The sequence below is a fragment of the Paraburkholderia sp. UCT31 genome (genome assembly GCF_014397655.1).
Classification (GTDB): Bacteria; Pseudomonadota; Gammaproteobacteria; order Burkholderiales; family Burkholderiaceae; genus Paraburkholderia; species Paraburkholderia tuberum.
The window spans coordinates 1-11,108 of record NZ_VZQP01000024.1; the positions used below are offsets into that span (position 1 = coordinate 1).

The 11,108-nt window shown below is 62.9% G+C and carries 8 protein-coding genes; 5 read left to right on the forward strand and 3 right to left on the reverse strand.

The features are described 5' to 3' along the window. Positions 1 to 21: 21 nt before the first annotated feature. The 3 genes from F6X40_RS20790 to F6X40_RS20800 all read right to left on the reverse strand — a co-directional run bounded on the left by F6X40_RS20790 (position 22) and on the right by F6X40_RS20800 (position 4,581). Positions 22 to 1,104, reverse strand: a complete 1,083-nt coding sequence (locus F6X40_RS20790) for a lipocalin-like domain-containing protein (RefSeq protein ID WP_187629043.1) — start codon at positions 1,102 to 1,104, stop codon at positions 22 to 24. A 176-nt stretch (positions 1,105 to 1,280) separates the two neighbouring features. Continuing rightward, on the reverse strand, positions 1,281 to 3,860 hold the full coding sequence (locus F6X40_RS20795; protein WP_187629044.1) for an FtsX-like permease family protein: 2,580 nt from the start codon (positions 3,858 to 3,860) through the stop codon (positions 1,281 to 1,283). Next, positions 3,850 to 4,581, reverse strand: a complete 732-nt coding sequence (locus F6X40_RS20800) for an ABC transporter ATP-binding protein (RefSeq protein ID WP_184072885.1) — start codon at positions 4,579 to 4,581, stop codon at positions 3,850 to 3,852. The genes F6X40_RS20795 and F6X40_RS20800 overlap by 11 nt, the downstream gene beginning before the upstream one ends. 686 nt (positions 4,582 to 5,267) lie before the next feature. Between F6X40_RS20800 and F6X40_RS20805 the strand changes: the two genes are divergently transcribed. From F6X40_RS20805 to cyoD, 5 genes are all read left to right on the forward strand, one after another. Beyond that, a complete protein-coding gene (locus F6X40_RS20805) occupies positions 5,268 to 6,824 on the forward strand; it encodes a NuoM family protein (protein WP_187616796.1) in 1,557 nt (518 codons plus the stop codon). A gap of 391 nt (positions 6,825 to 7,215) precedes the next feature. Further along, entirely contained in the window at positions 7,216 to 8,109 is an 894-nt protein-coding gene (cyoA, locus tag F6X40_RS20810) for a ubiquinol oxidase subunit II (RefSeq protein ID WP_187629045.1), read from the forward strand. 3 nt (positions 8,110 to 8,112) lie between these two features. Further along, on the forward strand, positions 8,113 to 10,134 hold the full coding sequence (gene cyoB, locus F6X40_RS20815; RefSeq protein ID WP_184072891.1) for a cytochrome o ubiquinol oxidase subunit I: 2,022 nt from the start codon (positions 8,113 to 8,115) through the stop codon (positions 10,132 to 10,134). Beyond that, the gene (cyoC, locus tag F6X40_RS20820) at positions 10,134 to 10,739 is read left to right on the forward strand and encodes a cytochrome o ubiquinol oxidase subunit III (RefSeq protein ID WP_018425052.1); all 606 of its coding nucleotides are present in this window, start codon (positions 10,134 to 10,136) and stop codon (positions 10,737 to 10,739) included. Before cyoB ends, cyoC begins: the two co-directional genes overlap by 1 nt. Beyond that, positions 10,740 to 11,081 carry a cytochrome o ubiquinol oxidase subunit IV gene (gene cyoD / locus F6X40_RS20825; RefSeq protein ID WP_187629046.1) on the forward strand — a complete coding sequence of 114 codons (342 nt, stop codon included), beginning with the start codon at positions 10,740 to 10,742 and terminating at the stop codon, positions 11,079 to 11,081. Positions 11,082 to 11,108: the final 27 nt, after the last annotated feature.

The window sequence follows — 11,108 nt, forward strand, 5'->3', positions numbered from 1 at the left end:
GGAGATGAGTATAAGAGACAGCTACTTTCCGATCCGCAACGCATCCGCGTAACCCGTCAGTTCCAGATAGGCTCGCCCTACATCCGCATTCTGTTGACTCACCCGTACCGCGCCTTCCCAATACACGGCACCGGTCGACTGTCGTGAGTCGAGTTCCTGATCGTCCATCAGCGGATCGAGTCGCCATGTCAGCGTTCCCGCTCTAACCGTCATCGAGACCGGATACGAAGTATTCGTGTGCGGCGAGCGCCACATGCGACGCGGCGTGAAGTCGACTTCACCGGGGTCGAAATTCGTTACCTGACCATCGGGTCTGCGAAGCGTCGCGTGGGCCCATATTGCATGTCCGTCGCGGCTGCGGATCTTGAATGCCATTAGCGCCGAGCCGTCCGTCAAATTGGCGCCGAGCCAATCCCATCCGACCGCATTGGCGTCGAGCAACGTGCTCGACCACTCGTGATCGAGCCATGCGGTCCCCGTCACTGCTGCATCGCGCGTCGTATCGTTTCCACCTCCGGCTGGGCGCACCACAGTGCCCGTCACGCGGAGTTGCGGTTCGCTGTAGTAATAGCTCGCCTGTTCGGGCCGCGGTCCTTTGCGCGAGTAACCGCGCTCGCCCTGAATCAGCGGAGGCTGCGTTGGCGTGAGTTGGAGGTGTAGCGAGAATCCACTTGCATCGGCGGTGACGTCGTAGTGGCCGTCCGCGGCGCGCATCATTTTCCAGGCGTCGAGTTTGACGTCGGTGTTGGCGGTCTTCGCGTAGGCGAGCCCGAGACCCTGCCGAGCGATGCGTTGATCGTGAACGAGGTGTCCGATGGCCGGATCGCTCAGCGCAGCGTGCGCGATGATCAGTTGCGACGGGGCGAAATCGCTGGGATCGGCGGCATCGTGACCAGTCGCTGTACGGAAGAACGTGATCTGGAATCCGAGCGGTCGGTTGTCGGGCGTCGTGAGCCAGCCTGTCGCGTACCACCACTCGGTGCGGAAAGCCGGATGAGCACCGCTGTCCCGCGGAAACGAGATCGGATGGTCTGGCGTGACTGCCGCGAAGGCGACCGGGGTGGATCGAGTGGAGTCGCTACTAGCGGCGAAAGAGGGCCACACAGCGGCTATGCCAATCCAAAGTAGCCCTCGGAAAAAAAGCTGAAGGCGCCGCGGAGGTGACCCGCCGTGTCGGCGCGCGATGCACGTCGCGCAGCCATCAAGCGCAGAGCAAACCTGGCGAGTGGCCGCGCTATCCCAGATCAACCGCATTTTCCACGCACGCCGCGCAGCTGGCATCACCAGTCCTCCTTCACCGCGCGCACTGCATCCACCGACACCGCGCCGCGTCCCGCGACTACCGCCGTCGTACACGACAGCACCAGCATTACCAACGCGACTGTGCCCAGCACGAACCACGGTACATGCAGCGACATGCTCCAGTGAAACGACTGTGGATTGACGACGAACACGAGAATCAGGCTGATCGCGAAACCAAGCGCGAAACCGAGCGCAATGCCGCATGCGGTGAGCAGACCGCCCTCCGAAGCGAGGATCGCGAGAATCTGCGCGCGCGTCACCCCGACGTGGCGCAACATCCCGAACTCACGGGCGCGCGCGAGCGTCTGCGCGGAAAACGTCGCTGCGACGCCGAACAATCCGATCACGATCGCCACCGCCTCGAGCAGATACGTGACCGCGAAACTGCGATCGAAGATCGCCAGCGTGCGCGCACGGATCTCGCCCGGTTGCGACACCTCGAGCGAAGCGCCGAACGGCAGCGCCTTCAAACTTGCGACGACGCGTTCGACAGTCACGCCCGGCTCGACGGTCACGGCGACATCGGTTGCGGTGGAGTCGCCGGTCAGCCGCCGATAATCGGCAAGCCGTATCTGGATCGCGCCGCTCTGCCGCGCGTAGTCGCGCCAGACGCCGGCTACGACGAACGTCTGGCCATGCTCGCCGAGCGACAACCGCACACGTTGACCTAACTCATACCCATACAGGTCGATCATTGCTTCGGAGACCCAAATAGGTATGTCGCCGGCGCGAAGCGCGGACGGCGGCAGCACCGCGCCGGTCATCTGCAGAGTCGCGCCCGGATCGGTCGCGTCGATTTCGCGGGCGAGCAGCGCGACGTCCGGGCGCGCGGGATCGAGCGTCAGATGTGTGATGCGCGCGAACGCGGCGTTGCCGATGCCGGGCACCGTCGCGATGCGCGTCTGTTCGTCGGGCCGCAAGCCGCCACTGTCGCCGCTATTGCCGCCCGACGCTACGCGCACATACAGATCGGCGGACAGCAGATGCGTGATCCAGTCGTCGACAGACACGCGGAAGCTGGCCACCATGATCGCCATCGCGACGATCAGCGCGAAGCTCGACAGCACGCCGCCCATCGCGATCGACGCCTGCCCCGGCGCATTCGCGAGACGCGCAATCGCGAGCGTGCCCGTCGCGCCCGCGCGGCGTCGCGTGCCGCGCGCGCGGCCTGCCGCGCCGAATATCAGCGCGGTCACGCGCGGCATCAGCGCAATGCCGCCGACGAGCAGCAACGCGACCGCCAGATAACCGGCGATCGGCGCATCGAACCACGGCGGCACGCGCGTCAGCGCGGCGGCCGCCAGCAAACAGCCGAACGCCGGCCACGGCGTGGCGAGCCGCGCCAATGCGCTTTCCTCGGCACCGGCCTTGAGTGCCGGGGCAGGCCGTGCGCGCGCCGCGTCGATAGCGGGCGCTACGCTGCCCAACACCGACACCGCGACCCCGAGCGCGAGAAACACCGCGCTCGCGAGCGGCTCGAAACCGACTCGCGGTTGCACGCCCGGAAAATAGCCGCCGCCGAGATCGCTGCCGAAGAAGCGCAGCGCACCGCTGGCCATCGCGTAGCCGAGCGCAAGTCCACACAACGAGCCGAGCAACCCGAGCAGCGCGCCCTCAAGCAGGATCTGCCGCAATAGCTGAGCGCGCGTGAGCCCGAGCACGCGCAGCATCGCGAATTGCGATCGGCGTCGCACGACACCGAGTGCCTGAGTCGAAAACACGAGGAACGCGCCCGTGAACAGCGCGACCAGCGCGAGCACGTTCATGTTGATCCGGTAAGCACGCGACAGGCGATCGGTGCGGCTCTCAGTGTCGCGCGTCTCGACGACTACCCATGTGCTGCCGAGCTGCTGTTGCAGATCGCGTTTGAAGCGTTGCCGATCGACGCCGCGTGCGAGTTGCACGTCAACGCGCGTCAGCTTGCCCACCTTGCCGAATCGCCATTGCGCGGCGGCGATGTCCATCACCGCGAGCCGTTGACCCGGCCGCGTGCGCACGAGCCCGCCCGCGACGCGCAGATGCAGATCCGACGTACCGCTGCGTAGCGTGACGTCGTCGCCGGTCTTGACGTTCAGCCATTGCTGCGCGGCCGTCGACAGAAATATCGCATCGGAGGCGAGCGTGTCGAACGGGCGATCGGGCGAGGGCACGCCGATCAGATCGGGCGTGATCGACCTCGCCTTGAAGACATCGATGCCGAGAACGGGCAGTGCACCGGTGCGGCCCGGCACCGCGACGTCGAGCGCGAGCACGGGACTCGCCAGCACCACGCCCGGTTCGTTGGCGAGTCGCGGATAGAGGGACTCGTCGACAAAAGGCTGCGCGCCGCGCACCTGCAGATCCGCTTCGCCTGACAGACTGCGCGCGGCCGCCGAGAATTCGTTGAAGGCGGCGCTGTTGATCAATTGCACCGCGTAGCCGAGCGCGACGCCTAGCGCGATCGTCGCGATGGCGACGAGTGCGCGTCCGCGATGACTGCGCCATTCCGCGACCATCAGCCAGCGCGCGAGAACACGATATCCCGGCGCGCGCGGCAGTGGACGAAGGTCAACGGCCATCGTGGGTCGAGCGGGCCGCGGCGTGCGCGACGTTCGCGGCCTTATCGCGCGCGCCATGCAAGCCGCCCTCGCTGAGGATCAACACGCGGTCCGCCACGGCGGCCGCGGCCTCCGAATGCGTGACCATGATCGTCGCCGCGCCGGTCGCCTTGCTTTGCGCGCGGAACAGGCCGAGCACGTCGCGCGCGGTGGCAGGGTCGAGGTTGCCGGTCGGTTCGTCGGCGAGAAGCAGCGTCGGACGATGCACGAGTGCGCGTGCAATGGCTACACGCTGCAACTCGCCGCCGGAGAGATCGCGCGGAAAGTCGTCGCCGCGTCCGCCGAGGCCGACCGCCGCGAGCATGTCGAGCGCGGCGGCCGTCGGTAGATCATTGAGCAGCAGTGGCAGCGCGACGTTCTGCGCGAGCGTCAGATGCGGCAGCACGTGAAACGCCTGGAACACGAAGCCGAGCTTCTGGCGCCGCAGTCGCGTCGCGGCGTTGTCGTCGAGTTGTTCGACCGGGCGTCCGTCGATTAGCACGCTGCCGCTATCGGCGCGGTCGAGCCCGGCGATCAGGTTGAGCAATGTCGACTTGCCGACGCCCGAGTCGCCCATGATCGCGACGAACTCGCCCGCAGCGAGTGTGAAGTCGAGCTGCGCGAGCACGATGCGGCCGGTGCCGTACCGCTTGCTCAGGCCGCGGCATTCGAGTGCGGATACGACGTCGTCACGAAGCGCCATGCGAGGAGGTCCGGAAAAGGAGTCGGGCGAGGGGAGCCCGCTGCGCGAATTGAGTGTGCCTCGCCGCGCGAGTTTCTGCAGCAGTAACAATCGCGCGGCGGCGGTCTGTGTAAGGAAGATGGAAGATTCGTGCGCCTGGAGCGGAACAGTTTCAGCGCACCTTGATCGAGGCGCGCGGCACCGCTAGCGACTTCCTCGCCGGTCGGTTTAGACCGCCCGCACAAAAATTTTTTTATCGCCGACGAGGCAAATTTTTGTTTGGTTGCCGCTCGTCCCCGACCGTCAAAAAGCACTCGACAGCACGATCCGTTCCAGTCGAACCAGCCCCATAAACAGCGAATGTCTAACAGCGGCCAACCTCCGGCTAATTGCCAGCTTTTGCTGCGAAACTGCCAAGGCCTATCGACGCCTTTGTAACAATGTGCAAACGCACATTTCGATCCATTTTGCAAGCGCCCACGTCGCAACAATGTATTGTGGCGCGGATTTCGCGGCTGTTGCGATGCAAAATTATTCTTATCTTGGTAATCTCCCACCCTTGGTAAGTTGGCTGCGGGTAAACGTGTAGCGGGAATCCCCTCCACGTGTCAATTTCAGCGAACTCCAACTTACATTTCCATTTCAATGTCTGCTTGTTTCAGGGGGCGTTGACGCGGCGTTTTGTACTTCAAGTTTTGACAGAGCACATGCCATTGCCTCTCCTAAGTCTTCTCATCTGGATCCCCATCGTCGCCGGGTTCGTCGTTCTGCGCGCCGGGTCGGACGCGGCGCGTGATCGCACGCGCTGGCTCGCGCTGATCGGCGCGGTGGCGGGTTTCTTGCCGGTGATCCCGCTCGTGGCGAGTTTCCGTAACGACGTGACCTCGATGCAGTTCGTCGAGAACGTCCGCTGGTCGCCGACGTTCGATATCGCATGGCATGTGGGAATCGACGGGATTTCGCTGTGGCTGGTCGCGCTGACCGCGCTGACGACGATCATCATCGTGATCGCGTCGTGGGAGTCGATCACGCAGCGCACCGCGCAGTACTTCGGCGCGTTCCTGATGCTGTCGGGCTTCATGCAGGGTGTGTTCACGTCCCTCGACGGCATGATGTTCTTCATTGCGTTCGAGGCGACGCTGATCCCGCTGTATCTGCTGATCGGCACCTACGGTCACAAGAACCGCACGTATGCGGCGGTGAAGTTCTTCTTCGTGTCGTTCCTCGGCTCGCTGATGATGCTGATGTCGCTGCTCTACCTGTATAGCCAGACGCATAGCTTCGACCTCGCCGTGTGGCGCGAAGCGCACCTCGACATGGTGCCGCAGGCGCTGATCTTCCTCGGCTTCCTTGCCGCGTTCGGCGTGAAGGTGCCGATGTGGCCGCTGCACACGTGGCTGCCCGACGTGCACCTCGACGGCCCGACGGGCGCCGCGGTGATGATCGGCATGCTGAAGATCGGCGGTTACGGTCTGCTGCGTTTCGCGCTGCCGATCGCGCCGCAAGCGAGCCATTTCTTCGCGCCGATGATGATCACGCTGTCGCTCGTCGCGGTGATCTATTCGAGCCTGCTCGCACTCGTGCAGACCGACATGCGCCGCCTGCTCGCGTATTCGACGGTCGCGCATATGGGCCTCGTCACGCTCGGTCTGTTCGTCTTCAACCGCTTCGGCCAGTCCGGCGCAATCGTGCAGATGATCTCGTACGGCGTGGTGTCCGGCGCGATGCTGTTGTGCACCGGCATGCTCTACGACCGCACGAAATCCGCGTCGATCGCCGAATACGGCGGCGTCGCCAACACGATGCCGCGCTTTGCCGCTTTCGTGATGCTGTTCTCGATGGCCAACATCGGTCTGCCGGGCACGTCGGGTTTCGTCGGCGAATTCATGGTGCTGATGGGCGCGATCCGCTTCAACTTCTGGATCGGTGCGATCGCCGCGACCACCCTGATCCTGAGCGCGGCCTACACGCTGTGGATGTACAAGCGCGTGATCTTCGGTGCGATTGCCAACGCGCGCGTGGCGAAGCTGAAGGACCTCGGCAAGCGCGAGTTCGCGCTGCTCGGTGCGTTGGCGCTGCTGGTGCTCGCGATCGGTCTCGACCCGAAGCCGTTCACCGATGCGATCGATCCGTCGGTCGGCACGCTGCTCGCGCAATCGGAACGCTCGGCGCTGCCTTCGGACTCGGTGCCGACGGAGGGCGGCGAGCATCTGCAGGCAGCGGCGCCCGGACCGGCTCCCGTCGCCACGCAGACTCCGGGTTAAAAGAACAGAGCGCAAGAATCGGTGTCGCACCCGCGCGTCAGGATGCGGCGACGCTTTTGCGCTTTTGCGCGTCGTTATCAATCCCTTTGTGAATGCATGCGTGTTGCAGTACGTCGAAAACCGCTGCGCGTCCAGCGATTTTTAGCGCTTGTTTCAGGGGACTTTTGCGATGCGTCAGCTTTTCGATGCTTCGTTTCGAAGCGTCGCAAACGACGCTGGTGAATAGGGTGCGCGGGGAAATGCGGCAACGTGTCGCACTGCGTCGCGACGCAATAGTTCGTTGCTAAATCGAGTGTTTATTAGCATCCGATGCCCCCCTATTATGCGAGCGCTTATTAATGGAGAGCCGTCGAATGACGTTCGTTGAAGCCAAAAAAACGAGGCAGTGGATATGAAAGGACGGACGCTAGGAAGGCCGGCAAGTTTCATTTCCGCCAGCCTCATGTTGCTGCTTTCGGGTTGCAGCAACCTCGATATTCTGAATCCGAAGGGCAGTGTGGGACTCGCGGAGCGTGATCTGATCGCGACTTCGACGTGGGCCATGCTGATCGTCGTGGTGCCCGTCATTGCGTTGACTCTGTTTTTCGCGTGGCGTTATCGCGCGTCGAACCGGAACGCCGAGTACCGTCCGGGTTGGACGCATAGCACCGCAATCGAAGTCGCTGTCTGGACGATTCCGACGCTGATCATTCTGTTCCTCGCCGTGTTGACCTGGAAGAGCACGCATGAGCTCGATCCGTATCGTCCGCTCGAGTCGCAGGTCAAGCCGATCAACGTCGAAGTCGTCGCACTCGACTGGAAGTGGCTGTTCATTTATCCGGACCTCGGCATCGCATCGGTGAACCAGCTCGCGATCCCGGTCGGCACGCCGGTGAACTTCCGGATCACGTCGGACACGGTGATGAACTCGTTCTTCATCCCGCAGCTGGGCGGCCAGATCTACGCCATGGCGGGCATGCAGACGCGCCTGCATCTGATCGCGGATCACGCCGGCGACTACGCGGGCCTCGCGGCAAACTTCAGCGGCAAGGGCTTCTCGGACATGAAGTTCCGCACGCTCGCGACGTCGCCTGAAGACTTCAACGCGTGGGTTGCGAAGGTGCGCGCTTCGTCGGACCGCCTCGACATGGACCGCTATCACGCGGTGTCGGAGCCGAGCGAAAAGGACCCGGTCCGGTACTTCTCGACCGTCGATCCGAAGCTCTTCAACAACATCATTGCCCGCTACAACAACGGCAACGTCATCGACAACTTGAAGGACGCCAACTGTGCGCCGAAGGGGTAACGCATGTTCGGAAAACTAACGCTCGATGCGATTCCGTATCACGAGCCCATCATCGTTACGGCGGGCGGCGGCATGGTGCTCGCCGCGCTGGCCGTGCTCGGCGGAATCACGTATTTCGGCAAATGGCGCTACCTGTGGAGCGAATGGCTGACGTCCGTCGATCATAAGAAGATCGGCGTCATGTACATCGTCGTTGCGTTCATCATGCTGCTGCGCGGCTTCGCCGACGCGATCATGATGCGTATGCAGCTGGCGCTGTCGTACCTGAGCCCTGGCTTTCTGCCGCCGCATCACTATGATCAGGTCTTCACCGCGCACGGCGTCATCATGATCTTCTTCATGGCGATGACGTTCATGGTCGGTCTGATGAACCTCGTCGTGCCGCTGCAGATCGGCGCGCGCGACGTCGCGTTCCCGTTCATCAACTCGCTGAGTTTCTGGATGACGGCCGTCAGCGCGATCCTGATCAACATTTCGCTGGTGATCGGTGAATTCGGGCAGACGGGCTGGCTCGCTTATCCGCCGCTGTCCGAACTGCAGTTCAGCCCCGGTGTCGGCGTCGACTATTACCTGTGGAGCTTGCAGCTCTCCGGTATCGGCACCTTGCTGACCGGTGTGAACTTCTTCGTGACGATCGTGAAGATGCGCGCGCCCGGCATGTCGTTCATGAAGATGCCGGTGTTCACGTGGACCGCGCTGTGCACGAACGTGCTGATCATGGCGTCGTTCCCGATCCTGACCGTCACGCTCGCGCTGCTCGGTCTGGACCGATACCTCGGCATGCACTTCTTCACAAACGATGCCGGCGGCAACGCGATGCTGTACCTGAACCTGATCTGGGCCTGGGGTCACCCCGAGGTGTACATCCTGATCCTGCCGGCGTTCGGTATCTTCTCGGAAGTCGTCGCGACCTTCGCGAAGAAGCCGTTGTTCGGCTACAAGACGATGGTGTGGGCGACGTGCGCGATCATGGTGCTGTCGTTCCTCGTGTGGCTGCACCACTTCTTCACGATGGGTTCGGGCGCCGACGTCAATGCGTTCTTCGGTATCGCGACCATGGTGATTGCGATCCCGACCGGCGTCAAAGTGTTCAACTGGCTGTTCACGATCTACAAGGGTCGTCTGCAATTCACGACGCCGATTCTGTGGACCCTCGGCTTCATGGTGACCTTCACGATCGGCGGTATGACCGGCGTGATGATGGCGATTCCGGGCGCGGACTTCGTGCTGCACAACAGCCTGTTCCTGATCGCTCACTTCCATAACGTGATTATCGGTGGCGTGCTGTTCGGCTATCTGGCCGGCTTCAACTACTGGTTCCCGAAGGCGTTCGGCTTCAAGTTGAACGAGAAGATAGGCAAGGCCGCGTTCTGGTTCTGGCAGGTTGGCTTCTGGGTTGCGTTCACGCCGCTGTACGTGCTCGGCTTCATGGGCATGACGCGTCGTCTGAACCACTACGACAACCCGGCATGGCATCCGTGGCTGATCGCCGCCGCGTTTGGCGCGGTGCTGATCGCAATCGGTATCGCTTGCCAGCTGCTGCAACTGGTCGTCAGCATCCGCGATCGCAACCTGCCGGAAAACCGCGACCTCACGGGCGATCCGTGGGACGGTCATACGCTGGAATGGGCGACGAGCTCGCCGCCGCCGGCCTATAACTTCGCGCACATTCCGGACGTCCGCTCGCTCGACGCGTTTACCGAAATGAAGTCGCGCAAGGGCGGTGTGAAAGTGCCGGTGTATCGCGACATTCACATGCCGTCGAATACGTCCGCGGGTCTGTTGGTGGGTCTGTTCTCGCTGGTGCTCGGTTTTGCCGGTGTGTGGCACATCTGGTGGCTTGCGATCGTTGGCGCGGTCGGCGCGATCGCCACCGTGATCATCTACAGCTTCATGGACAACGACGGCTATTACATTCCTGCCGACACTGTCGCGCTGATTGAAGAGAATCGCAACGGCGGTGCTGGTGCCGTGGCCGGTGTCGGCGCAAGCGCCGGCAAGCAGGTCGCGCTGGAGGTGGACTGATGTTACAGAAGACAATTGCGGTTGAGCCGCAACTCGCGCCGGACCACGTGCCGTCGCACTCGGTGTTCGGTTTCTGGCTGTACCTGATGACCGACTGCATCATCTTCGCGGCGCTGTTCGCGGTGTTCGCGGTGATGAGTCACCAGTTCGCGGGTGGTCCGAGCGGCAAGGACCTGTTCGAGATTCCGGGCGTCGCACTTGAAACGACGATGCTGCTGCTCTCGAGTATCACGTACGGCTTCGCGATGCTCGGCGCGCACAAGAACCGCAAGGGCGTGCTGCTCGGCTGGCTCGGTGTGACGTTCCTGCTGGGCCTCGCGTTTCTCGTGCTGGAAATGCGCGAGTTCTCGCACCTGATCGCCGAAGGCGCGGGTCCGAGCCGCAGCGCGTTCCTGTCGTCGTTCTTCACGCTGGTCGGCACGCACGGTCTGCACGTGACGTTCGGTCTGATCTGGATGGTGGTGCTGGCGCTGCAGGTGATGCGTCATCGCGACCTGACCGAACGCGACATGATCCGTCTGACGTGCCTGAGCCTTTTCTGGCACTTCCTCGACGTCGTGTGGATCGGCGTTTTCACCTTTGTCTATCTTGCGAGCGTGATCTAAATGGACCATAGTCATAGCGCCCATGGCGCACACTCGGAAGGCGGCCACGGCAGCTTCGGCAGCTATACGGCGGGCTTCGTGCTCTCCGTCATTCTGACCGTCGCGGCCTTCGCGATCGTGATGACCGGCACGTTGACGGGCCAGAGCGCGTTGCTCGCGATCGCGGGTCTCGCGGTCGTGCAGATCCTCGTGCATCTGGTGTTCTTCCTGCATATGAACACGTCGTCGTCGCAGCGCTGGAACGTGACGGCGTTTGCGTTCACCGTGATGACCGCTGTTATCGTGGTTGGCGGGACGTTGTGGGTGTTGCATAACGTCAGCATGAATATGATGTCGCGGTAGGCGGATAACGCTTTAGCGTCAGCCTCG